23 protein-coding genes are annotated in these 24026 nt (G+C 59.0%); 7 read left to right on the top strand and 16 right to left on the bottom strand.

Going from position 1 to position 24026, the window contains the following annotated elements:
• The first annotated feature begins 68 nt into the window (after positions 1-68).
• Positions 69-977, top strand: a complete 909-nt coding sequence (locus BFP70_RS08990) for a LysR substrate-binding domain-containing protein (RefSeq protein WP_066011044.1) — start codon at positions 69-71, stop codon at positions 975-977.
• Here BFP70_RS08990 and BFP70_RS08985 read toward each other — a convergent pair whose 3' ends face one another.
• The 5 genes from BFP70_RS08985 to BFP70_RS08965 form a co-directional block, all read right to left on the bottom strand.
• The gene (locus BFP70_RS08985) at positions 978-1667 is read right to left on the bottom strand and encodes an ABC transporter ATP-binding protein (RefSeq protein WP_066011043.1); all 690 of its coding nucleotides are present in this window, start codon (positions 1665-1667) and stop codon (positions 978-980) included.
• A complete protein-coding gene (locus BFP70_RS08980) occupies positions 1660-2406 on the bottom strand; it encodes an ABC transporter ATP-binding protein (RefSeq protein ID WP_255356654.1) in 747 nt (248 codons plus the stop codon). The genes BFP70_RS08985 and BFP70_RS08980 overlap by 8 nt, the downstream gene beginning before the upstream one ends.
• Positions 2396-3385, bottom strand: a complete 990-nt coding sequence (locus BFP70_RS08975) for a branched-chain amino acid ABC transporter permease (protein ID WP_066011042.1) — start codon at positions 3383-3385, stop codon at positions 2396-2398. Before BFP70_RS08975 ends, BFP70_RS08980 begins: the two co-directional genes overlap by 11 nt.
• A 4-nt stretch (positions 3386-3389) precedes the next feature.
• Positions 3390-4259, bottom strand: a complete 870-nt coding sequence (locus BFP70_RS08970) for a branched-chain amino acid ABC transporter permease (protein ID WP_066011041.1) — start codon at positions 4257-4259, stop codon at positions 3390-3392.
• Positions 4260-4376: 117 nt separating this feature from the next.
• Positions 4377-5549: an ABC transporter substrate-binding protein gene (locus tag BFP70_RS08965; protein ID WP_066011040.1), complete on the bottom strand. Its 1173-nt coding sequence runs from the start codon at positions 5547-5549 to the stop codon at positions 4377-4379.
• Between the two features lie 322 nt (positions 5550-5871).
• On the opposite strand from BFP70_RS08965, the gene BFP70_RS08960 reads away from it, so the two are divergent.
• From BFP70_RS08960 to BFP70_RS08950, 3 genes are all read left to right on the top strand, one after another.
• Positions 5872-6837 carry an AraC family transcriptional regulator gene (locus BFP70_RS08960; RefSeq protein WP_176715533.1) on the top strand — a complete coding sequence of 322 codons (966 nt, stop codon included), beginning with the start codon at positions 5872-5874 and terminating at the stop codon, positions 6835-6837.
• A 97-nt stretch (positions 6838-6934) separates the two neighbouring features.
• Complete coding sequence (locus tag BFP70_RS08955) at positions 6935-8362, top strand: aldehyde dehydrogenase family protein (protein WP_066011038.1); 1428 nt, start codon at positions 6935-6937, stop codon at positions 8360-8362.
• Positions 8363-8939: 577 nt separating this feature from the next.
• Positions 8940-9920 (top strand): GMC family oxidoreductase, encoded by a 981-nt coding sequence (locus tag BFP70_RS08950; RefSeq protein ID WP_066011037.1) that lies wholly within the window; start codon positions 8940-8942, stop codon positions 9918-9920.
• Positions 9921-10053: 133 nt separating this feature from the next.
• Here BFP70_RS08950 and BFP70_RS08945 read toward each other — a convergent pair whose 3' ends face one another.
• From BFP70_RS08945 to BFP70_RS08915, 7 genes are all read right to left on the bottom strand, one after another.
• Positions 10054-10953 (bottom strand): LysR substrate-binding domain-containing protein, encoded by a 900-nt coding sequence (locus BFP70_RS08945; protein ID WP_066011036.1) that lies wholly within the window; start codon positions 10951-10953, stop codon positions 10054-10056.
• A gap of 23 nt (positions 10954-10976) precedes the next feature.
• Positions 10977-11825, bottom strand: a complete 849-nt coding sequence (locus BFP70_RS08940) for an alpha/beta fold hydrolase (protein ID WP_066011035.1) — start codon at positions 11823-11825, stop codon at positions 10977-10979.
• Entirely contained in the window at positions 11822-12220 is a 399-nt protein-coding gene (locus BFP70_RS08935; protein ID WP_255356652.1) for a hypothetical protein, read from the bottom strand. The genes BFP70_RS08940 and BFP70_RS08935 overlap by 4 nt, the downstream gene beginning before the upstream one ends.
• Positions 12221-12223: 3 nt before the next feature.
• Positions 12224-13393 (bottom strand): muconate/chloromuconate family cycloisomerase, encoded by a 1170-nt coding sequence (locus BFP70_RS08930; protein WP_066011034.1) that lies wholly within the window; start codon positions 13391-13393, stop codon positions 12224-12226.
• Between the two features lie 69 nt (positions 13394-13462).
• A complete protein-coding gene (locus BFP70_RS08925; protein WP_066011033.1) occupies positions 13463-14335 on the bottom strand; it encodes a dioxygenase in 873 nt (290 codons plus the stop codon).
• Positions 14336-14718: 383 nt separating this feature from the next.
• Positions 14719-17538, bottom strand: a complete 2820-nt coding sequence (gene amt, locus BFP70_RS08920) for an ammonium transporter (protein ID WP_066011032.1) — start codon at positions 17536-17538, stop codon at positions 14719-14721.
• A gap of 140 nt (positions 17539-17678) precedes the next feature.
• Positions 17679-18572 (bottom strand): LysR family transcriptional regulator, encoded by an 894-nt coding sequence (locus BFP70_RS08915; RefSeq protein ID WP_066011031.1) that lies wholly within the window; start codon positions 18570-18572, stop codon positions 17679-17681.
• Positions 18573-18658: 86 nt separating this feature from the next.
• Here BFP70_RS08915 and BFP70_RS08910 point away from each other — a divergent pair, with 86 nt between their 5' ends.
• The 3 genes from BFP70_RS08910 (at position 18659) to BFP70_RS08900 (ending at position 22011) form a co-directional block, all read left to right on the top strand.
• The gene (locus BFP70_RS08910) at positions 18659-19627 is read left to right on the top strand and encodes an aldo/keto reductase (protein ID WP_066011030.1); all 969 of its coding nucleotides are present in this window, start codon (positions 18659-18661) and stop codon (positions 19625-19627) included.
• A gap of 105 nt (positions 19628-19732) precedes the next feature.
• Positions 19733-20887: an AMP-binding protein gene (locus tag BFP70_RS08905; RefSeq protein ID WP_176715532.1), complete on the top strand. Its 1155-nt coding sequence runs from the start codon at positions 19733-19735 to the stop codon at positions 20885-20887.
• Positions 20884-22011, top strand: coding sequence for an acetyl-CoA C-acyltransferase (locus tag BFP70_RS08900; protein ID WP_369820197.1), 1128 nt, complete (start codon positions 20884-20886; stop codon positions 22009-22011). The genes BFP70_RS08905 and BFP70_RS08900 overlap by 4 nt, the downstream gene beginning before the upstream one ends.
• On the opposite strand, the gene BFP70_RS08895 is transcribed toward BFP70_RS08900, so the two are convergent.
• From BFP70_RS08895 to BFP70_RS08880, 4 genes are all read right to left on the bottom strand, one after another.
• The gene (locus BFP70_RS08895; RefSeq protein ID WP_141693149.1) at positions 22004-22684 is read right to left on the bottom strand and encodes a nitroreductase; all 681 of its coding nucleotides are present in this window, start codon (positions 22682-22684) and stop codon (positions 22004-22006) included. The two genes, BFP70_RS08900 and BFP70_RS08895, sit on opposite strands and share 8 nt — an antisense overlap.
• Before the next feature lie 250 nt (positions 22685-22934).
• The gene (locus BFP70_RS08890; RefSeq protein WP_141693148.1) at positions 22935-23156 is read right to left on the bottom strand and encodes a hypothetical protein; all 222 of its coding nucleotides are present in this window, start codon (positions 23154-23156) and stop codon (positions 22935-22937) included.
• Between the two features lie 9 nt (positions 23157-23165).
• Positions 23166-23564, bottom strand: coding sequence for a LysR substrate-binding domain-containing protein (locus tag BFP70_RS08885; RefSeq protein ID WP_255356658.1), 399 nt, complete (start codon positions 23562-23564; stop codon positions 23166-23168).
• Positions 23565-23856: 292 nt separating this feature from the next.
• Positions 23857-24026 (bottom strand): IS3 family transposase (locus tag BFP70_RS08880; protein ID WP_141693147.1); only part of this gene is annotated, 170 nt, incomplete at its 5' end.

The following is a 24026-nucleotide window of genomic DNA, read 5'->3' as shown; positions in this document are numbered from 1 at the left end:
CAGACGGGGCGGCGAGATGCGATCAGCACCCGCCGCCCTTCCAGCTTCATCTTACAAGGCCAGATCCAATGCGTTTCAAACATATGAACTACTTCATCGCGGTAGCCGAAGAACTGCACTTTGGACGCGCAGCCGAGCGCCTGAACATGGCGCAGCCGCCGTTAAGCCGCCAGATACGCTTGTTTGAAGACGAGCTTGGCGCCGTGCTTTTCGACAGAGGGCGCAGCGCGACCCGGCTTACCCCAGCAGGAAAACGATTATTGGAACGGTCAAGGGCGATCCTTCGGCAGATAGAGGACGCGCGCAACGAAGTGCGGCGTTTGGGACAGGGGGCGCAAGGGCGCTTGCGGATCGGCTTTGTCGGCTCTGCCACTTTTGGCATTCTGCCCGAGATCGTAAAGACCTTCCGGGCCCAATTCCCCGATGTGGATTTGAACCTTCAACCGATGAACAATGCGCAACTTCACCAAGGCCTCGTTTCGCGTGAACTGGATGCGGCATTTTCCCGCCCCGCACTGGAGGACACCGAGCTGACCGCGCGCAATCTTGTCGAAGAAGACCTGATCGTTGCTGTCCCTGAAAGCCTGGGCGTCGGTCAAGACGGGTTTCTGGATCTGGGCCGCCTGCCACCGACAGCCCATGTGCTTTACCCGGAATTCCCAAGGCCAAGCTATGCAGACCTGGTTTTGCAGGCCTGTGCGGCCCATGGCATTGACACCTCGCGGCAGGTTTGGACGATGGACACCCATACCGCGCTTAGCCTTGTGGCGATCGGTGAAGGCATCTGCATCGTTCCCGAAAGCGTTGGGTCGCAACCGCGCGCAGGCGTTCGCTTTTGCAAGGTTCGGCCGCTGTTGGGGACCACGACGCTTGCTTTGAATTTCAGGTTGGATGAACGCGGTGCACATGTGCAAAACCTATTACAGATCGCCCAAAGGATCGCCCGGCAGAAACCGCCGAGCGTCTTTGCTGCGTGATCACACGCCCAACCAGCGGTGCTGGATCGCATCATCGGCGCGGATCTCGTTTGCAGAGCCTTCCCAGACGATCTGCCCCTTGCCCACCACGACAACATCATCTGCCAGCGAGGTGGCGAAACCGAAGTTCTGTTCAACCAGTATCATGGACAGGCCTGCGTCTTTCAGCTCTTGTAGCTTGTCGTGGATAAGCTGCACGATGATTGGCGCCAGGCCTTCTGTCGGCTCGTCCAAGATCAGCAACCTTGGGTTCATTAAAAGCGCCCGCGCGATTGCCAGCATTTGCTGTTCCCCACCGGAAAGCTGCGTACCACCGTTATCAAGCCGCTCCCCCAGCCGGGGGAAAAGCGCCAGAACGCGGTCAAGCGTCCAGTCACCGGAAAACCGGCGCGCTGTCAGCTCAAGGTTTTCGCGCACGCTCAGTGATGGGAAGATGTCGCGCGTCTCCGGCACATAGGCGATTCCGCTGTTTGCAATTGCATGCGGCGTCGTCGCCATGGACATGCCGTCCAGAAGGATGGACCCTTTCTGGGTCGGAAGCAAACCCATCACGGTTTTCAAGGTCGTGCTTTTGCCCGCGCCGTTACGGCCCAAAATTGCCAATACTCTGCCCTGCCGGGCCGTGAAGGACATCCCGTGCAGAACCTGCGTCTCTCCATACCCCGAGTTCACATTCGCCAGTTCAAGCATTCTCCCAGCTCCCTAGGTAAATTTCTTTCAGCAAGTCGGAACCGCGTGCCGCCTCTGGCAGCCCTTCAAAAACCACTTCTCCATAGTTCAGCACAGTGATCTTATCCGCGACCTCAAAGGCCAGGTCCATGTCATGCTCGATGATCAGCAAAGTCAGATCGCGCGGCAGCCCCGAAAGAAGGTCATGGAAGCCGGCTGCCATCTCTGGACCGACACCGCTTGTGGGCTCATCCATCAGCAGGACCTGGGGCCGCGTCGCAAGCGCTACGCCAACCTCCAGCTGGCGTCGGATGCCATAGCTGACCTCATTCACGCGTGCGTCCAGAACCTGCTCCAAGCGTGCCAGATGGGCCACTTCTTCCACCGTTTCCCGCACTTTTGGGTGCGACAGGCTATCGTGGAACAGTCGCCGCGCTTGCCCCGCCTGTACCGCCGCCGCCAGGCCAAGGTTTTCGCGCACGCTGAGCCCATCGAACAAAGTGTTCTTTTGATAACTGCGCGATATTCCCCGCCGTGCGCGACGGGCGACCGGCAGGGCGGTAATGTCCTTGCCCGCTAAAAGAACCTGCCCGGAATCCGCCTGCAGCACGCCGGCAAGAAGGTTAAAAAGCGTCGTCTTGCCAGCCCCGTTGGGGCCCAGGATTACCCGACGCTCGCCGCGTTCCAACCGGATCGAGACGTCACGGGTGACATGGATCGGGCCGAAGCTTTTAGAAAGATTTCGTGTTTCAAGCATCATTGGGAACCTTCTTTACCGCGGCATGCGTTGGAAAAATTCTGCGCGCGCCAATTCTGGCTTCCAGCCAGCCAAAGATCCCATTGGCCCGGCTGAGGACCACGACAATAAGCACGACCCCAACAACAAGATGCCAATAGGGTGTTACCGCACTTAGCTCGTGTTTCAGGATGACAAAGGCGACCGCACCGACAAGCGGCCCGACAAGCGTGCCCAGCCCCCCCAAAATGACCACCACCAGTGCCTCACCCGACACGGTCCAGTCCAGCAAGCCCGGAGAAATATACATGACATGCATCGCAGCCAACGCTCCGGCAAAACCGGTGATCAACCCCGACAAGCCGAAGATATCGGCTTTGACACGCCAGACGGTCAGGCCTAGCGCACGCATGCGCTCTTCGCTGTGGTGGATGCCGCATAGCGACCGCCCCAAACCCGAGCGCAGGACAGCCACAGCGGCCAGATAGGCCAGCACGAGGCCCGCCAGACAGAAAAGCGCAAAGCTTCGGCTGTCATTCAGGTCGATGCCTATCGCAGACAGATCCGGACGGGTTATACCGCCCATACCATCATCCCCGCCAAAGATCGGCGTCTGGAAGATATAGGAATAGGCCATCTGCCCGAAGGCAAGCGTTGCCATGATGAAATAGATGCCGTGGCTACGGGCGCAGATCGCCCCTATGATCCAAGCAAGTGCACCAACGATGGCCATCGCACCGACAAGCGCCGCTAGGGGTGGCAGCCCCACTATGGAAGACAACATGGCATAGGCATAAGCGCCCAAGCCCATCAACGCCCCGTGACAAAGCGAGACCATACCACCAAAGCCTGCGACCATATCCAACGCCAGAACAAGGATAGCCAGGATCAGGATCTCTATCAGGACCTCCAATCCAAAATAACCGGCGCTAAAGGCCTGAAACAGCGCCCCCGCGCCAAGGATTGCAAGCACCAGGTAGCGGAAAGTCGTGTGTCTGAACATTGCGTTATCCTTTTGTCGGGAACAGGCCCATCGGGCGAATGACAAGCACCGCCGCCAGAAGCGCGTAGATGAGGACGGAAGCCATCTGTGGTGCGATCACCGCCCCAAAGGTCTGCACGATGCCATAGATCAGCGACCCTGCGATTGCCCCTTTCAACGATCCCAGCCCACCGATCACGATGACGATCAACGTCGGGATCAGGATTTGCAGCCCCATATCGGGTGCCACGCTAAGCAACGGGGCGGCGACAGCGCCTGCGAGCCCTGCAAGTGCACAGCCGATACAGAAGACCGTGAAGAAAAGGCGCTCGACATTAATGCCAAGGCAGGCCGCCATCGCATCATTGTCGACACCCGCGCGGATCATCGCGCCAACCTGGGTGCGCCCCAAAATGAAGGCCAATGCGGCAAATATCGCCAGGCCCAACACGATCACAAACAACCGGTAAGCGGGGTAATCGATGCCAAGGATATTGATCCGTCCCTGAAGCAGGGCGGGCGTTTCGATTGCCAGCGGCAAGTCTCCCCATAAGATCCGCGTCAGATCAAGCAGCACGAAGATCAGTCCAAAGGTGACCAGAACCTGCGCCATCGGGCCTGAGCGTCGCATTTTGCGGATCAACCCCAGATATAGCACGATCCCCGTAGCGGCCACGGCAACCGGCGCCAGAAAGAACCCTGCCCAGTAGCCCCAGCCCGTTGCAATTGCCGCCGCGACATAGGCCCCGACCGCATAAAGCGATCCGTGCGCCAAATTGACAAAATGCATCAGGCCGAAGATCACGGTCAGACCAATGGAAAGAAGAAAAAGCAACATGGACAGTTGCAGCGCATTCAGCGACTGCAGGATCCAGAAACCAACGTCGGCGTTCATATGAACCTCCTTATGCGAGGGCGCCTAGGCGGGGTGCCTGCCCAAACCCGACGCATATGCGGCCCGGTAACAGGCGGGCGGGCAGGCAGGCGGTCCGCTGTAATTGGAAAAGAGCGATCAGTTGACGACCGCAGAGAGCATGCAGCCATTGGCCGGATCGGCAGAAGCGGGCAGCTGTGCCAGAACCTTTTGGGTCAGACCATCATCTGCTGCAACCGTCTCGTAGACGTAGATCGGCTGGATCAGATTGTTCGTCGCCGGGTCGATAGACAGCTGTCCCCGCGGCCCCTCAAAGCTGACCTGGCGCAGCGCGTTGCCCAGGCTTGCGCGGTCCATCGCGCCTGCCTTTACAGCTTCGGCCACCGCGCGCGCTGTGTCATAGCCATGCACGGCGTATTCGCTGGGTATCCGGCCCGTCTTTTCTTCAAAGGCACTGACGAAGGCGCGGTTCACATCGCTGTCGATGGTCGGAACATAATGCAGCGCGGCAACAATGCCGACCGCAGCGGGGCCTTCCGCATTGACATAAAGCGGCGAGGTCAAAAAGCCTGCACCATATAACGGCAGGTCTGCCTTCAGGCCGAAGCTGTCATATTGCTTGACGAAAGAAATGGCTTCACCCCCTGCATAAAAGACATAGACCGCATCGGCGCCGCTGGCCTTTGCCTTCGCCAAATAGGGGCCGAAATCCTGCGTCTTGCGGAATGGGGTGTATTCCTGTCCGACGATCTCGCCGCCCGCATCGGTGAAGCCTTGAACAAAGCCATCAATCATTTGGTGACCGGCGGCATAATCTGGCGCCAGCGTAAAGACCTTCTGGACCCCTTGTTCGTGCAGCCAGCTGCCCATCGGACGGTTCACCTGCTGGTTTGAGAACGACAGCCGGGTGATCCAGGGCGAACACGCTTTCCCGGTGGCATCATCATTGCCTGCGTTCGCTACGATCAGGGGCACTTCGGCGGCGTGAACCACATCGCGCAGCGCGCCCAGAACGCCCGAGCTGACAATACCTGCCATAACGTCGACCTGATCTTGCAAAATGAGTTTCTTGGCTTTTGCCAGCGCGACGGGCGGCTTTACCTCGGTGTCTTCAGAAATCACTTCAAAGGTCGCACCACTGTCGGCTCCGAACTCCTCCAGGCCCAGCCGAAAGCCCGCTTCGATGTCATTACCAAGCGAGGCATAGACACCGGAAAACGGCAGCAAAAGCCCGACCTTCACGTCATCCGCGGATACAGGCTGTGCGAAAGTGGTGGCCAACCCGACGGCGGCCAAAGCAAAACGATTCATTTTATCCTCCCTGATACGCCGCACCTTATTGATCGGACGGGATTTCGCGGGCGAAACCAAAGCTGCACCGTCCCTTTCGGGAATTTTCAGCAATGCCGTCAGGGCGGTCGTGTGTTGTAGGCGTGATCATTGCGCACAGAACACCGCGCGGTCGATGACGGTCTGGGTAACAGTCGATACCCCGCCCTCATCGGGTCTTGCCGATGGGCCCAATTGCCGCAATAAAAATGCCTGTTCCGGCCTGTGTGCGCACGATGCCAACCGTCCATCTGCGATGGACATGCGTGCCCTTCCAAGGCTGGCGACATCGGGAGGAATGATCATGCAGAAAAAAATGAACGCGCCCGTCGGCGTGCAGCCTGACGTCTGCGATCGGTTCACCGAAACACCGGATACATCTGTCCAAAAGCTGATCGAGTATCGCATTGCCCATTTCGCCGCGCGTTCCGAAGCCGCGCGTTATGTGACGAATACACCGGCTCAGGTCCAGTTTCGCTTTGCAAATCCGGTGCTTTGCCTTCTTCGCACAGGTCAGAAGATCATCACAATTGCAGATTTTCCCCCGCTTGTTCTGAACCCCGGCGATTTGCTTTATGTCCCTTCAGGTCTGGAATTCAACATTGATTTGGCAGGCGCACATCCGGGGGCACCGATCATCTGCGACTGCCTTGAGGTGGAAGCAAGCCACCTTGATATGTTGCTGTCCAGGTTCAACGCCTATGGCGCGAACCGCACCGACGGCACGATAGCAACGCTGAGCTGGGGTGTTCCACAGCACATCTTAGACAAGGATGCGCAGGTATTGGGGCTGGAGGCGGTGTTTACAATGTTCCGCGAAAGGCGGGATGTTTTTTCGGACCTGCTGATCGAGACGGCAATCGACATGGCGCTTTTGCGACTGCTGCAAAGGTGCGCAAGCACCATGCTGGATTTTCGCGACAGCGCCGAGGACGATGGCGTCAGCACAGCTGTTCAGCTGATCAACCGCCAGCTTGATCATCACCTTTCGACCAGCGAGCTTGCCGCAAAGGCCAATCTGTCCGAGTCGACTTTGCGGCGGCGCTTCCAGCAAAGGCTGGGCGCGTCACCAACGCGCTATGCCAACCGGCTACGGGTGCAGAAACTGAAAGTGATGCTGCGCGAAACAAACCTGCCGCTAAAGGAGATTTCTTACCGGCTGGGGTTTTCCGACGTAAGCCACATGTCCCGCGTCTTCCGCGCAGAGACCGGCGGTTCACCCGCGCTTTACCGCGCCAAACAACGCCGCGATCACGATTTGGGTGATTGACCGTTTGATGCCAGAACTTGACCGGCGCGTTCATTGATCAACGGGCTGACGCTCTAAATTATCGCATACAATTGTATGCAAATTTTGGAGGATCACAATGCTTGACTGGACCAAAGCCTTCACATCCGGCGCCGACGCCCCGATGCGCGGCAGTTTCATTAATGGCCGCTGGATCGAAACCGCAGACAGTTTTGAAACCCGAAACCCGGCCACGGGCGCCGTGTTGGCCCGGGTATCCGACGCAGGTCGCCCCGAAATCGAAGCCGCGATAGCCGCCGCATCTGCGGCCCAGCCCGGCTGGGAGGCGACCGCCCCTGCGGCACGCGCGGCCTTGCTCCATCGTGCTGCGGCCCTGTTCGCAGAACGCAAAGACTGTTTCGTCGATGCGCTAATTGCTGAAACCGGGTCGAGCCGCGGCAAAGCAGACTTCGAAGCCTCCCTTGTCGGCCTGGTCTTCGGTGAAGCAGCCGGCCTGCCAACCCGTGCCATCGGTGAGGTATTCCCAAGCCAAGTGCCGGGCAAGATCAACCGAACTCTGCGCCGTCCCGCAGGTGTTGTGGGGGCGGTGACGCCCTGGAACTTTGCGCTATATCTGTCGTTGCGGGGGTTCATCTACGCGCTGGCGCTTGGCAATACGGTGGTTCTTAAACCCTCCGAAGACAGCCCACTGTCAGGAGGGTTGATGATCGCAGAATTGCTGGCCGATGCAGGTTTCCCGTCCGGCGTGTTCAACGTTATCCCCACGTCGCGCGACGGCGCGGCAGCCGTTGGCACGGCCTTTGCAACAGATCCAAGGGTCAATGTGCTCAGTTTCACGGGATCAACCCGTGTGGGCCAGTTGCTGGGCGAAGCCTGCGCACGCAGTTTCAAGAAAATCGTGCTGGAGCTGGGTGGTAAAAACCCGATGATTATCCTGCGCGATGCCGATCTGGAACGCGCGGTGGATCTGGCCTTCTTTGGGCGATTTTTACACCAGGGGCAGATTTGCATGTCGACCGACCGGATCATCGTCCATCGTGACCTATACGATGCCTTCCTGGCCCGGTTTGTCGCAAAGGCATGTGCCTTTGCACCCACCGACCCTACCGATCCGACCGCGGTGATTGGCCCGATCATCAATACGCGGCAATTGGACCGTATCGCCAAGCTGGTCGATGATGCGCGCGCCGCGGGCGCAACGGTGCAATGCGGCGGCGCAGCAGACGGCGCCTACTATCAAGCGACCGTCCTAACCGATGTGACACCCGACATGGAGATCTGGGACCAGGAAGTCTTTGGCCCCGTTGCAACCGTGATCCCCTTCAAGGAAGAGCGCGAGGCGCTGGCACTTGCCAACGACACCGCCTATGGGCTTTCGGCTTCGGTTGTCACCCGCGATGTCGCACATGGCGAGATGCTGGCAGAACACATCCGCGCCGGGATGGTTCACATCTTCATTCCAGTTGTCACGAGTAAGGCGGGGAGAGAGCGAATCGGGCAAATCGGGGGTCCCCGATATCGTAGCAAACCGGAATCATTTGGATAGCGTCTAAGGCTTTACGGCTAGAGCCGATATCGTCTGGCAAATCCCGCTTAAGCCTGGCTTGTATCTGATCCAAAAGCAAGTTTGCCTCACAGGCTTCCCGACTTTCGTAACCTCCCCGGATCATGCCTGCAAAAAGGACCGTCCCAGGAGCAGTGTCTATAGCGGGGTCAAGCCCGAGGTATACGAAGATGATGAAGCTAGTCCACATTTTGGAATCTTTCCTTGAGTTTTCATATCATGAAACACGGAAAGCTCCTTGGGGTAAAGGTGGCATGCGCGTGTGTTTGCGATATGGGCGGCGTGGACGATTTCTTTTAGCGTATCTCGATCATAAATGATTCCACCGTCCATGACGAACCGCATTGCCCCTTTGCCGGTATCGGCGCCTCGGGTGGTGGTGGCAAATGGGGTCCTGAAGGAACGATCGAGGCCTTTACCACGCAACGCTGGATTTCCAGCCAGCGCAAACCCCACCCTTTGCCATTCTAAGCCCCGCAAATTGTGCAACAGGGCGCCACACGCTGCGACCTGCGGCGATGGACGCCTATCCATAATCCAAAGACGTAAGAGGCATATAATGTCCAAAATTCAATATGATATACTGATCATTGGCTCCGGCGCCGCCGGCTGTGTTGTGGCTGACCACATGGCGCGTCACACCAAGGCCAGCATCGCCGTGCTGGAAGCCGGCAAGAAGGACAATGATCCATTCATCCACATTCCCGCCGGATATTCCAAGATGCTGGCAAAGGATCGCAATGTCTGGCCGTATGAAACCGTAGAGGTGAACGGCCAGAACCGCCGCTACCGAATGGGCAAGGTTGTTGGGGGCGGCACCTCGGTCAATGCGATCGCAGCCTATGTGAAGGGCGACATTGGCTATCAGTCCGCCGCGCAGGGCATGGGGACGATCAAGGCCGGCCTGCGCTATATCCTGACCAACAGTGGCCCGGCAGCCGGCAACGGGATCGAAACGGTATCCTACTGGGATCCCAACGACCTTTCCAATCCCCAGCCCACGGTGCAATGCTACCACGAACCGATCATATCGACCGATGGTCTGAACCCGTCGGGCCCACGTTCGGGTGTTACCTTTGCAACCGTTGTCTTACAGCCCAAAGCACGCGGCTGGGTGCGGCTGGCGGATGCCGATCCGACCTCGATGCCCGACATCAACCCAAACTTCATCGGCCATGAAACCGACCTGCAAGTGGGCATTGATGCGGTGAAGGCCGTGCGTAAGGTCCTGGAACAGCAATCTTTGGCCGAGGTTTTTGAAGAGGAATTCGTGCCGGGCAAGGCAGTTCAGACCGACGAAGAGATTGGCGCATTCGTCAAGCAGGTCGCAACGACAATGTGGCACCCGGTCGGCACCTGCCGGATGGGCACCGATGACACGGCGGTCGTGGATGCCACATTGAAGGTGCGCGGTGCACAGGGGCTGCATGTTATTGATGCCTCAATCATGCCGACGATCACCAGCGGCAACACGAATGCACCGACGCAGGCACTGGCGTTACATGCCGCCAAGATGCTGGTGCGCGACTACTTCGCCTGATTTCAGGGCGCACCGGACAAAGCCAGACGCTGCCCCCGGTGCGTCCCCGGCGACAGCTTTGGGGCACACCCGGGGTCCGGGCGCAGGTCAGATGAGCGTTGCATTGGTCACGATAGCCCCTTGAAGCCCTGCGTCAGATGCGCGGCGGCTTTTTGAGGAATTTTTTCAAAAGGGTGAAGAAGTTAATCACCTGGGGTTTATAATTGTCACGTCGCGAATGCACAGTCAGTGAGGTCCCGGGATTTCGCCCAACATAATCGCGGTAGCTGACCCCCGGCCGTGGCGATAAGGCAACGCTTTGGGGGACAAGCGCAATGCCAACACCCACTGACACAAGAGAGATCGCTGTCTGATAGTCCTGCGCAAGCACCTGCTCGCCCGGTAGGAAACCTTCTGCCTGACAGACAGCAAGGATGTGATCTGCGAAAGAGGGCCTGGGCCGGCGCGGGTATAAGATGAAAGGCTCTGACGCGACATCGCGCAAAAGCGGCGGGCTGGTGCGTCGCGCCGCCTCGGTGCCGTCGGGCAGCGCAAGGATCAGTGGTTCATGGATCAGTTCAATTGATCGAAATTCATCGCCTTGCAGACAGGGCCGCGCCACGGCGATGTCGATGTCTTTCTGGATCAGCGCACGTTCCAGTTCGGCATTGTTCATTGACGATAGCAGCAGGTCGACATCGGGATAATGCAAGCGAAATGACTTGATCAAATTGGGAAGGGGCCCGTGGGTGGCCGAACCCACAAAGGCGATCCGCAATTGCCCGATACTACCGTTTCCGATGGCCCGTGTCTCACGATAGGCGGTTTCAAGATTGGCAAGTATGGTCCGGGCACGGTCCAAAAGCACCGCACCCGCATCAGTCAGACGCACCTGATTGCGGGCACGGTCGAACAGTTTTACGCCCAGTTCCGCTTCAAGCGCGGCAATCTGTCGGGACAGGGGGGGCTGTGCCATATCCAATCGCGCCGCCGCACGCCCGAAGTGCAGCTCTTCGGCCACCGCAATGAAATATTTCAGGCGTCTGAAATCCAACACATACCCTTTCGCACCCCGGGTCAGCCCATCTTCGCAAGCGCCTCTATGAAATGCGGACGAAAGGTGGCGGGGTTCTCGCTCATTGGAAAATGCCCGATCCCCTTCATCACGGCAAGTGTTGCGCCGGGAATGGTCGCGGCCGTGCGTTCCGCATCTTCGGGCGTGCAGGTCATGTCATAGTCACCGACCATGATGTGCACCGGGGTTTGCGACGTGTCGATCCCGCCCAACTGCCCCACCAGACTGTCATCGCGGGTGTAGAAATTCAGATCGCCCCGGAACACGCCCGGACCCGATTGCATGAACATCCACTGCGTGCTCCAGCGGTCGGGGGCGGGCGATTGTGGCGCAATATTCGCGCTGACAAGGGCAGCACCCATTTCACCGCCATGCGCATCGGGGCGGTGGAACCAATCAATATCATACCAGGCGGGCTGAAAATCTGACGCCTCGATCGCGATGAAGCCTTTGAACGGGGCAGGGTGGTTCAGCGCCAATTGCAGCGCGATGCGCCCGCCCATCGAACAACCCGCGTAGATCGGGGTGTCCAGCCCCAAGGCCTCCACCAGCTTCAGCACCGTTTCCACATAGGTTTCGGTGGTCAGAAGATACTCTTCTTCCTCAAAGCCGTCGGGGGGCAGCGACTTGCCGTGCCAGGGCAGATCGGGGGCGATAAAGCGGTAGTTCGCCGTCAGCTCGCCATCATTAAGGATATGGCGCCACTGACGGTTATCGGCGCCTGCGGTGTGAAAGCAGATCACTGGCTGACCCTGACCGGCCTCTTCAATATAGATGCGGTTCGCGCGTCCGCCGATTTGCAGCGTCAGGTAGCGGCCGGTGATCGGTTCAAATCTGGGATGGATGGTCATGCTGTCACCGTTATGCGGCCAAGGGCCATGAATTCCTTAAAGAAGCGCAGGTTTTTCACCAGCGCCAGAATGTCGCCGTCGAGCCGGCCACGCCCGGTTTTGACAAAGCCGAAGATGTCGTGGAAGCGCGGCTCTGGGATCGGCGCCCAGAATTTTTTCAGCGCCTCGGCATCGACCCGCAGCGCAAAGCGCCAGGGCGTCTGGCGTGACGGGCCTTCGGTTACGCGTTCCAAAGCACCGCGATGGAAAGTCAGGTAATATTCCTGCCCGTCGACCTCGATCAGAACAGTTTCGGAAAACAGCGCACCCAGCCGTGCCAAATGCGGTTTTTCCGCCAGCGCCTGTCCCATACGGGTAAATTGCGCGGCAAGATTGGGGGTGTATTGATCTTTCATGGCTTAATCCTTTCGAGCAAAGCGATCCAGCCGTTCCGGATCAGGGGTAATGCCTAAACCCGGCCCGGTCGGCAGATGCACCCGAAAATTTTCATAGCGCAGCCCGTCGCGGGTCAGATCCTCTATCAGGATTTTCGGGCCGAAATGTTCGGTGCCCCAATGCAGTTTGGGAAGCGTCGCAAAAGCATGCAGATGCGCCGAGGCACCGATAGAACTTTCCAAAAGGCAGCCGCCATACAGATCAACGCCCGCCGCCTGCGCAATAGCGGCAACCTGCTTCAGCCGATGCACGCTGCCATGTTTGCACAGTTTCAGTGACAGAACGGCGCCTGCCGCCTGTGCGCATCCGTCGAAGGCTTCGGTGGTGGTGAACACGCCCTCATCCATCATGATCGGGATAGATGAGCGCCGCGCAACGCGGGCCATTGCGCCCATCTGATCGGCTGGCAGCGGCTGTTCGATCAGGCTAACGCCCAAATCGGACAGCTTTGGCAGATAGCGAATACACTCCCCTTCTGACCAGCCTTGATTGACATCGGCGATAATATCGGTGCCCGCAGGCAGCGCCTTTTGCAGCGCGCCCAGCCGGTTCAGGTCGGTTGCAGGATCGGCAAAGCCCAGCTTGATCTTGAAACGGTTGAACCAGCCTTTGGAAATCATTTCGCGGGCCTCTTCAACCTCCTGTCCCGCATCACCCGAAGCCAGCGCCCAGATTGCCGAAAATGAGGTCTGCTGCGCACCCCCCAAAAGCGCATGCGCAGGCACGCCAAGCGTCTTCGCCGTGGCATCCAGAAGCGCCATATCAAGCGCCGATTTCGCTGAAAAATTGCGCTTGCAGGCGCGGTCCATCAAGGTTGTGGCCGTTTCCAGATCACAGGCCGGTTGTCCGATTAGCGCCGGCACAAGATAGGCGTCGATATTGGCCTTCATGGCCTCGACGCTTTCTTCGGCCCAGCGGGGACCGCCCAATGTCGACCCCTCGCCCCAGCCCGTCACGCCGTTGTCCAGCGTGACCTGTACCAGAACATAGCCCTGATGCGCGATAGAAGTATTCGACAGCTTGTGCTTGCGCCGGGTCGGCGCTTCGATGATCCGGCTGGTGACCGCCCGAATGCGGGTCGCCAGTGCCAGATCCGCGGGCTGCAAAATATGCGAAGCAAGGGCTGTATTCATGCATGCCTCCTCTTGTCATAAAAATGGGGGGCGCGGGCGCCCCCCGTGGGGAAGGTTACCTTGGCAGGCTCACTCGGCTGCGGCCATCTGCACCAGCTTGGCGTCACTGCGGATGACGAAATCAAAAGTCATGACGTAATCGGTGTCCGCCCCGTCAGGCGCGGGTTGTAATGTGCCGATCAGATCTTCTTTCACGGCAAAAACCGAGTCATTGTCCAGATATTCGGTTTCGCTGTCATAGATCTGCGAGATCAGCGTTTTGAACCCGTCCTTCATGATCATGAAGTGGATATGCCCAGGGCGCCAAGGATGATGGCCCATATATTTCAGCAACTCTCCAGCAGCCCCGTCATAGGGGATCGGATAAGGCACGGGGCGGATGCCGACGAATTCGTAACGGCCATCTTGATCTGTCATCAATCTGCCGCGCAGGTTGTAATCGGGCTGATCAGGGTCTTGTTGTTCATACAGTCCGTTCGGGGCATCTTCCCAAACATCGACCGTCACACCCGCAACCGGATTGCCATCCGTATCGCAAATGCGGCCTGATACGCGCACGGTTTCCTGTTTGTCGAAATCCTTTTGAATAATCGACGATCCATTGGGCAGCACCGGCGGGTTGTCACGGTAAAACGGCCCCAGCACGGTCGAGATCGTCTCGTTATGGGTCGGTTTTTTGTCCAGCATATCGGCCAGAACCTCGACGCCGATGATGTCGGAGATCAGGATGAATTCATTGCGCGCATCATCGGAAATGTCGCCTGCTCGGCGCATCCATTCCATCGCTTCCAGCCATTCGTCATAGGTCAGATTGACCTCTTTCATGAAGGCGTGAATATGTTTAAGCGCCGCAACCATGATCTCACGGTTGCGCTCGGGAATAGCTCCGTCCATCGAGGCTACGACGGCCTCAGTGATATTTTCTAAAGTAATGTTCCGCATCACGATCCTCCCAACGTGTTCGTATAGGGGGAAGGTGATCCGTTGTGTTCCATCACACAATGACCGCTTGGGCATTTGGTGATGCCGTTTAGGTATCGGGCAGGGGGCCTGGAAAAGGTGTCGCAGGGCGCCAGATCGGTTTAAATGAACGGATGCGGTGGCTTGTGAACGGCTTTATTGCCGAATGTATAATGTGAATTTATCACACGAATCCAGTGTGATAGACGCCCATGCGTGACCTATTGGAACAGGTTTGACCTGATCAAGCGCTCGCCACTCTTATTGCGGATAGGGCGTATGATACCCACAGGCGCCACACTGTGATTTCTGCTCGGGGGCTTTAGCCATCATACCGCTGTGCAATGCCCAACTGTGGCGGCCAATCACGCTGCCAGATCAGAGTCGGATTGGTGAAACCGATTGAGGTGCCCCATCGCGGTATGCATGGTGGCTTGCATATTGGAAACGGCCTGATTTGCAGCCTCCGAGGTTTGCAGGCTTTCGCTGGACGCGCGGCTGATCTGGTCCAGATCGCCAAAAAGCTCTTGCATGATTGTTGCAACGGATGCGCATGTCGTGCTGATCTCGCCAAATAATGCGGTGGTGCGTGCGACACTGCCGTGGACCTGATCCAGATTATTGCCGGTTTCATGGACCCCGTTTGCCGTTTCTTTTACCTTGGTCTGCACCGCTTCGACAAAGTGGCTTACACCCTGTGCGGTCTGCGCCGAACGGGTTGCAAGCTGACGGACCTCACCCGCCACGACGGCAAATCCGACGCCATTGCTGCCCGCCCGCGCAGCCTCCACCGAGGCGTTCAGGCTCAGCAGATGAGTCTGGCTTGCGACATCATCAATCTGGCTTAGGGAGCTGGTGATTTTTTGCACCGCCTCATTCGCGGCCTCCATGTCAAGAACCGTCGTGGCCGAAATCGCGCGCGAACGTTCCAGTGCCTTGTGGACCGTATCGGCCTGATCATGTGCTTCGCGGATCCTTGCATCATTGCCGCTGATCTGTGCGCCCGCCTGTGTCAGTGCCGCGCTTAAGGCTTTGACGCGCGCCTCGTTGCTGCGTGCGGCTTCGGTAACGCGGGCGGTTTGGTTTTCGATCATCTGAAATGTCGCAAAGACCTTCTCAAGAGAGGATCGCGTTTCCTCGATCATATCCCGCAGTTGCGAAACAGATCGATTGACGTCTTGTGCGATAACGCCGAACGCGCCTTGATGGTTGTCGCGCATCGTGCAGGTCAGATTGCCCTTTGCCATCTGCTCCATAACGGAGGCGATATCGGCAAGCCCTTCGGTCGCGATGTGATTGATCGCATTGATCCCCTGGCTGAGGCGTTGCAAATATCCGTGCCGCCCCTGGGTGCGCAGATTTGTCGAAAAGTCACCGGCACTGGCCGCAGTTACCGCCTGTTCGACATCCCCCATCACAGAGGCGATTTCGCTAAGGCTAAAGTTGATCTTGCTTTGAATCACATTAAAGACGCCGGTTTTATCGCCACCCATCCGACGGGATAAATCCCCTTGTGCAAGCGCTTCGATGACAATGCGCAGCTCGTCCATCGTGTCATGCACCTCTTGGCCCATATCATTGATCGTGCGCCCCAATCCGACGAATTGTCGGGGCAGTTTTGCACTGTCCAAGCTGCGGGTGAAATCCCCCTGACGATAGGCGGTCATGACATCGGTTAAGTCTTGTAAGAAGCTGTCGATCTCAGAGGCGCTTGCGCTTTGCGCGCGTTCTTGGGCCACACGTTCGCGTAGCCGCTCCATGATCTGATTGAATTGCACGGCCAGGTCATAGGCCTCATCCCCGGGTTCGACATGAATGGCCTCAAATTCCGCCTTTGGGTCATCGATCACCAATTGCATCGCACGAGACACAGCGGCAAGCCCAAGCGGCGCACGATGTTCTGACATGTTCAGCCCGTCATCTTCGTCTTGGCGCGGCACACGCAGGTAAGAGGGGCTACCCTCGGGCGCGGGCAATAGCCAATGCGCGCATTTTAACACCGTGAACATCAGGCCAAAAGCCCATAGAAAATAGACCCCAACGCCCATGGCCTGTATGCCGATCTGCGCCAGACGGCTTCCGGCCAAAAGATAGGCATCTTGCGCCAAGACCCCCACCAGGATCGTGCCCAGGGCCCCGGCCGCGCCATGCACAGCGATCGCGCCAACCGGATCATCAAGGCGCATCCGGCTTTCCAAAAACTCACGCGCGACAAAAGTGATAACCCCGCCGGCCAAACCGATACAAACTGCGCCCTGCGGGGTGACGGCATCACAGCCAGCGGTGATCGCAACCAAGCCCCCAAGCAGGCCGTTGATCATAAATTCCGGGCGGTTATAACCCTTTAGCAGATATCCCAGCAAAAATTGCGCCACGCCGCCGAACGCACCCGCCAACATCGTGTTGACGATGATATGCGCAAAAGCCGGGGTGCCCGCCGTCGTGGAGCCCCCGTTGAACCCGATCCAGCCCACCCAAAGCACCAATGCGCCAAGTGTGGTTAAAATGGGCGAATGGCCATGCAATTCAACTGGCTTGCCATCGGCATCATATTTGCCCCGCCTTGGCCCAAGCACGATCACCGCAGCCAGCGCGCACCATGCACCCATTGAATGCACCACCGTTGACCCAGCAAAATCAATGAACCCCATACGCGCAAGAAAGGGCTCTTGCGACCCGCTAAGCAGCCCGCCCCAAGTCCAATGCCCCGCCACAGGGTATAAAACCAAACCGATGGTCAGGGTCATCAGGATATATCCGCCCATGGACATCCGTTCCGCCACCGCGCCGGAAACCACGGTTGCGGCAGTGCCACAAAAGACCAGCTGAAAGACGAAAAATGTCAGGTTCCAATCCCCATCAATGCGGAAAAAGGCCAGATCATGCGACCACCCGATCAACCCACCATAGGATTGACCAAACATCAGCGCATATCCCACCAGCCCGAAGGCCGCCGTTGACAGCAAGAAATCCAACAGGTTTTTCTGCGCCACATTGATCGAGTTTTTGGCCCGCACCGAGCCGGCTTCGATCAGCAAAAAACCCGCCTGCATAAAAAACACCAGCCCGGCGGCCATCATCGTCCAGACATGGTCCAGATTGCTTTGCAGCGCAAAACGTTCGGTTTGCGCATGGACCGGTTGCGCCATGATAAATACAACCACAAGAGAAAAGACGATCTTCATTAGAGAACCTTCTGCGTCGCGGCATTTCAGGATGAACGCTATGCAAAAGGGCTTAAAAACTTATGTTCGGGCCAAATGTTTTTGAAACTTCTCCCGCTTAGGGTGTAAATTCAGTTTAATCTTGGTATTGGCAGACAGGTTCAGCTGCCTGTCATGCGCAACCTTTTTCGATGGGTTGCAATCAGATCACGGCAAAACTGTGCCACCGCTTTCACCCGGCGTGATTGTGCAAGATCAGACTGCGTGACAAGCCAAATATCCTGGTCGATGCCCAGCTCTGCCGTCAGACAAATCAACCGGTCTTGTGCCAAAAAATGCGGCAACACTGCCAGCCCCTGTCCCGCACAGCAGGCCGCGAATTGCGACGCCACAGAAGAGGTAATCACCCCCGGACGCCGTCCCTGCAGCATCCGGTCCAGCCATTGTGCGGCAGGTAGATGGGCCTGCGTTTCAGTCCAGACGATAAAACTGTCATGTTCAAAGGCAGCTGTATCCGCCGGCTGCCGTCGCCCCTTCATATAGTCCGCAGACCCATACAGCCCATAGCCCAGCACGCCCAGACGCTGCACAGACACGTTTCCACGTTCGGGTTTCACCATCCGCAGGGCAATATCTGCATCGCGGCGATGCAGGTTAACCGTGGCAATATCGGTTACGATTTCCAGCGTCAGGCCAGGATGCGCGGCGCGCAAACGCCCGATTTCCGGCAAGATCAGATGTGTGGCAAAAGTTTCCGCAGTGGCAAGGCGCACGGTTCCTGACACATCCGCCTGTTGCCGCCCGCCGATGACCGATCGTGCCGCGGCCTCCATCACCTCGGCATGTTCGCGCAGGGCTGTGCCATCCTCGGTCAGTTGAAGGCCGGTCTGATGGCGCAAAAACAGCGGCTGACCAAGGGATTTCTCCAGCCGTTCAATCCGGCGCGACACCGTCGCAACGCCAAGATGAAGCTGCCCCGCCGCCGCGCTGAGCGTGTGATGCCGCGCGACAGCCAGAAAAACCTGAAGATCATCCCACACAAGTTTTCCGTTCATGAAAAGCAACCTTCCGTCACTGAGTATATATTCCAAAAATGAAAATTGGCATCCTAGGTCGTGATCCACAAGGAAAGGATGAGAAGATGCATCACAGAACACTTGGTCAAGGTTTCACAACCTCTGCTTTAGGGCTTGGCTGCATGGGAATGAGCGAGTTTTACGGCCCGCGCGATGATGCCACCTCGATGCAGGTGCTGCATGCGGCAGTGGAGGGCGGGATTGATATGCTTGATACCGCCGATACCTACGGCCCGCACCATAATGAGACGCTGATCGGCAATTTTTTGCGCCACGGCGCAAGTGTCAAGGTGGCGACGAAATTTGGGATCGTGCGGACGGCAGGTGAATATCGGCGCAGTCTGGACAACAGCCCGGCCTATATCCGCGCGGCATGCGAAGGGTCACTGCGCCGGCTGGGGCGTGAACAGATCGATTTGTATTATGTCCACCGCATCAGCCCCGACCAGCCGATAGAAGAGACAATGGACGTGCTGTCGCAATTGGTCAAACAGGGCAAAATCGCCCATATCGGCCTGTGCGAGGTCAGCGCGCAAACGCTGCGCCGGGCGCATGCGGTGTATCCGGTGACGGCGGTGCAAACGGAATATTCGCTGTGGACACGCGAAGTGGCGGACAGCGTGCTGCCGACCTGCCGTGAACTGGGCGTGGGGTTTGTCGCCTATTCGCCTTTGGGGCGTGGATTTTTGACCGGACAAATCGGTCAATTGGATGCCGATGATTTTCGCCGATCATTGCCGCGGTTTCAGGCCGGTGCGATGGGCACAAACAGCCAGATCGCAGACCGGGTTGCGCAGGTGGCCGCGCGGCATGGATGCACGGCTGCACAGGTGTCGCTGGCGTGGCTTTTGGCGCAGGGCCCCGATATTGTGCCGGTCCCGGGCACCAAACGCCTGCGCTGGCTTCACGACAATATCGCGGCGGCAAACGTGGCGCTGACGCCTGATGAGCTGCGCGATCTGGATGCGCTATCGACACTGTCTGTGGCGGGTGAACGCTATACGCCAGAGGGCATGAAAGGGTTGAACGCCTAGCCCGGTGGCGATGCTGATGGGTCCCGCACAAAGATGCGCTTTGCTTCCTGGGGCGGCATGGGCGAAAAGGGGCGTGTGATTGCAGGTCCAAGGGGCTTTTTTGCCGTGAACGATGTCCATTTTCGCTGGCACCGCGACTGCCATATCCGCATGCCCAAGGTGCCGGGCCAAATGCTGCGCGACCTACAGGCGGCTTTGGCCGTGGGGGCCGGGTTTGCCATTGGTCCCGACGGGATCACGCCGCTGCCGCAGGCGGAGCGCGGGATCTTGCAAAGCCGCTCCTCAGGGACCACGGGTGCTGCCAAGGCCATCCGGCGCAGTCACGCCTCATGGATTGCCAGCTTTCGGGTGAATGCCTGCGCGCTTGCGATCACATCTGCCGATGTCATTGGCGTGCTTGGGACATTGCAACATTCGTTGCCGCTTTATGCGATTGCCGAGGCGGCTTATTTGGGCGCGGATCTGCTGTGTCTGGGCGGACAGCGTCCCGCGCAGCAGGCCTTGGCGCTGTCCGCCCATGGGGCGACGGTGCTGTATGCTACGCCGACGCAGCTTCGGCTGATTGCCACCGCCGGGCAGGCCCTGCCGCGGTTGCGCCATATCCTGTGCGGTGGTGGCCGGATGCCAGCCGGGCTGCGCGATGTTTTGGCGCGGCTGTGCCCGCAGGCCAGTTTGCGCGAATTTTATGGCGCAGCCGAGACCAGTTTCATCACATGGGGCGGCCCCGACATGCCACAGGGGACGGTGGGCCGGGCCTATCCGGGGGTAGAACTGTCCATCGATGCCCCCGCCGGGCAGATCGGTGAGATCTGGGTGCGCAGCCCCTATCTGTTTGAGCGATATGCCGAAGGCCACAGTCCCGATACCCGCTGGCAAAACGGGTTCGTCAGCGTCGGAGAGCTGGGCCGATTGGATGCCGACGGGTTTTTGACCGTGGCGGGACGGCGCAGCCGCATGGTGACAATCGCAGATCGCAACGTCTTTCCCGAAGATATCGAGGCGTTCTTGCTGGCCGATGGCGCAGTCGATCATTGTGCGGTGCTGCCGTGTCCGGACCCGCGCCGTGGGGTGCATCTGATCGCCGTCATCGCCGGGGCAGATGATGCGGCCACCCATGCGCGGCTGTTGGCACTTTGCCGCACCGAATTTGGCACGTTGGCCACACCGCGACAGGTGATCGCCATGGCGGATTTTCCGCAAACCGTCTCTGGCAAACCCGATCTGGCGCAGATCGCACATCGCTTGGGGGCCACAGCATGACAATGGCCGGGGGGGTTCGTGTGCTGTCTGCCATGCGCTCGGCGGTGGCGCCGCGCGGGGGGGGGCTGTCGCGGCTGGCCCTACAGGATTTGGCCGCACCAGTTTTGCAAGCCGCGATCTTCAGGGCCGGGCTGATGGCGCATGATGTGGATGAAGTGGTGTTGGGCAATGCGCTGGGGGCGGGCGGCAACCCGGCACGGGTTGCGGCGCTGGCGGCGGGCCTGCCAGAGCGCGTGGCGGGACTGACGCTGGACCGGCAATGCTGCGGCGGGCTGGATGCGGTGGTTGTCGCAGCAGGAATGATCGCGGCGGGGCAGGCAGAGGTGGTTGTGGCGGGCGGGGTCGAATCCTATTCGCGCCGGCCCTTGCGGCTGCGCACCGATCCCGATGGCGGCGCGCCCATTCCCTATGACAGGCCGCCCTTCACCCCATGGCCCGAACGCGACCCCGAAATGGACGTGGCTGCCGATATATTGGGACAGGAGCATGGATTGTCCCGTGCCGCCCAAGATGCGTGGGCGGTCGCAAGCCATCGCAAAGCTTTGGCGGCAGATTTTGGCGATGAAATCGTGCCTGTGGCCGGGTTGAAACGTGACGCGTTCACCCGTGCGCTATCCTCAAAAATCGCGGCACGCGCGCCGGTTTTATCGGGCACGATCACGGCGGCAAATGCGGCGGTGGCGGCGGATGGGGCGGCGGCGTTGGTGTTGGTGTCACAGCGGGTGGCCGACCGGCTGGGACGGCCTGGCCTGCGCTATCTTGGGGGGCTGACGCGGGGCGCGCGGCCCGATCAGCCCGGAAGTGCGCCCGTCGCCGCAATCACCACCTTGCTGGAACGCCACCGCCTGCGCGCGACCGACCTAAGCGTGGCCGAAATCATGGAAGCCTATGCTGTGCAGGCCATTGCCTGCATGCAAGGCGCCGGGATTGATCCGGGTATCGTCAATCTTGGCGGCGGGGGATTGGCGCGCGGCCATCCGGTTGGGGCTTCCGGTGCGATCAACGCGGTGCGGCTGGTGCATGAATTGGGCGCGCGCAACGATTATGCTGGCCATGGGGGCATCGGGCTGGCAGCGATTGCTGCGGCGGGCGGATTGGGAACGGCCGTGCTGCTTGCTAGGTGAAACCGCGCAGCGTCGCAAATCGGTCCAGTGTATCGCGTTCGGTGCAGAACTGATTTTGCGGCGCTTGCGGATCTGCACGGCCAAGGGCCAGACCGCAGACGATCAGCTCTGGCTGCGCCAACCCAAGATGATCATGCGCAACATCGGCGTAATTCGCCAGCGCACCAATGCCGCAAGTGGCATATCCCAACCCCTGCGCCGCGATCATCAAGGCCATAAGCGCCATGCCAAGATCCATAAAACAGCCTTTGCCCATGCCCGCATGAATCGTCACGACGATACCGACCGGCGCACCAAAAAATTCATAATTGCGGCGAAATTGCGCGCGACGGCCCTGCACATCGCGCCGCTCAACCCCCAGTGCGGCATAAAGCGCATAGCCCGCGGCACGTTGCTTGGCCTTCAAATCCGCAGGCATCGGATCCGGAAAATAGGAATATTGCGACACCGGCGGCTGGCCACGATCCACCGCGCCGACCAGCGCCGCGCTAAGATCGCGCAGCGCGTCCCCTGTCAGCACATGGAACCGGCCCGGCTGCAAATTCGCCCCGCTGGGCGCAGCCCGTGCACTGCGCAAAATCCGTTCGATATCGGCGCGCGGCACCGGATCGGACAAAAACGCACGCGTGGAACGGCGGGAGGCAAGAAGGGCCTCGGCCTGTGTCATGCTCATGCGGGCATCCTTTGCCATGACGCGATACGCGCAAGGCGCGGGGCACATGGCACAGCAGGGATCAGATAGCGTTCCAACGGCGGGTCCTTCCTGTTTCGGGGCTGGGCTGAACCAGAGGGGCGGCGCAAGACCGGCGCCGTTATGCCCTGTTTTGCCCCATCGCCGCCCCGCGCTGCAAGAGGCATCGCCGCGTGGCAGCCTGTGGGCCGGGCGGATTGCGGCCTTGCCCAAGGGGCCGGTGATGATGGTGTTAAACCACCTCGATCGCGCCCGGCACGGCACAGGATTGGATCTGTTCGCGCAATGCGCCGATCAGGGTCTGGACCACGGGATAGGGCGCGCTTTCGCGATGTTGAATCGTGCCAAACACCACCCAGCGCGTGGGGTCCAGCGGGCGCGACACCAACTGGCCGGGCAGCGCGGCCAGTGTGCTAAGCCGATCAATGATCGCCACGCCCGCGCCGCTGGCCACCAATTGTTGCTACATCTGAGAAGAATTGGTCAGCACCTCACGTGCGGCACGTATCTGGCGGGTTTCCAGCAAGGCATCCACCTGATTGCGCAGCAACATACCGGGGAGCTGATTGACCAATGTTTCGCCGCGCAGCGCCTCCAGCGGGATCTTGTCATGCCCGGCCAGCCGATGGCCCGCCGGCATCAACAGCTCTAGCGCGGCGCGGGCCATTGGCGTGCCCACGGCAGCATGATGCGAGATCGGCACATTGCCAAAGCCAAGGTCATATTCGCGCCCGTTGATCCAGGAGTCCATGTCGCGGTGACCGCGCAGATCAAGCGAGATTTCCACCCCAGGCATGTCTTGCGAAAACCGTGCGACGGCCGGCGCCACCACCGACATTGCGGTCCGCGGCATGCTGACAATGCGCAGATGCTGCGGGCGTTAAGTTGGCAATCCCCTTCGTGAGCATTGCCCTTAGCTCACTGCGAGGGCATAGTCCGCGGCAAATTTTGAAGACATTTCTCTGCCCGGGGTCGTTATGGAAGATGATTACTGGTTAGATATTGCGTCTAGTGCTGCAACCGCTAAAACAGAAAACATACCGAATTCTTGCTTGCGAATGACAAAGACTTTGGCTGCGGGCCCACGCATGCTTTGTCTGAGGGAGATTGGTTCAGTTCCCCCGCACCGTTTCTGTTCCGGTGTGTTGCTCATCTTAGGCGGCGAGTTTTTCGAAGGCCACGGGTGATTTTCCGTCCAAGGCTGAATGGCGCCTGCGCGGGTTGTAGAAGCCGTTGATGTATTCGAACACCGCGACCTCAACATCCCGGCGTGTTTGCCATGTGTTTCGCCAGATCAGCTCGGCCTTGAGGGATTTGAAGAAGC

It is taken from the genome of Thioclava sp. SK-1, assembly GCF_001705665.1.
GTDB lineage: Bacteria > Pseudomonadota > Alphaproteobacteria > Rhodobacterales > Rhodobacteraceae > Thioclava.
The sequence above is the reverse complement of the archived record's forward strand: the minus strand, read 5'-3'. Positions and strand labels throughout refer to the sequence as shown.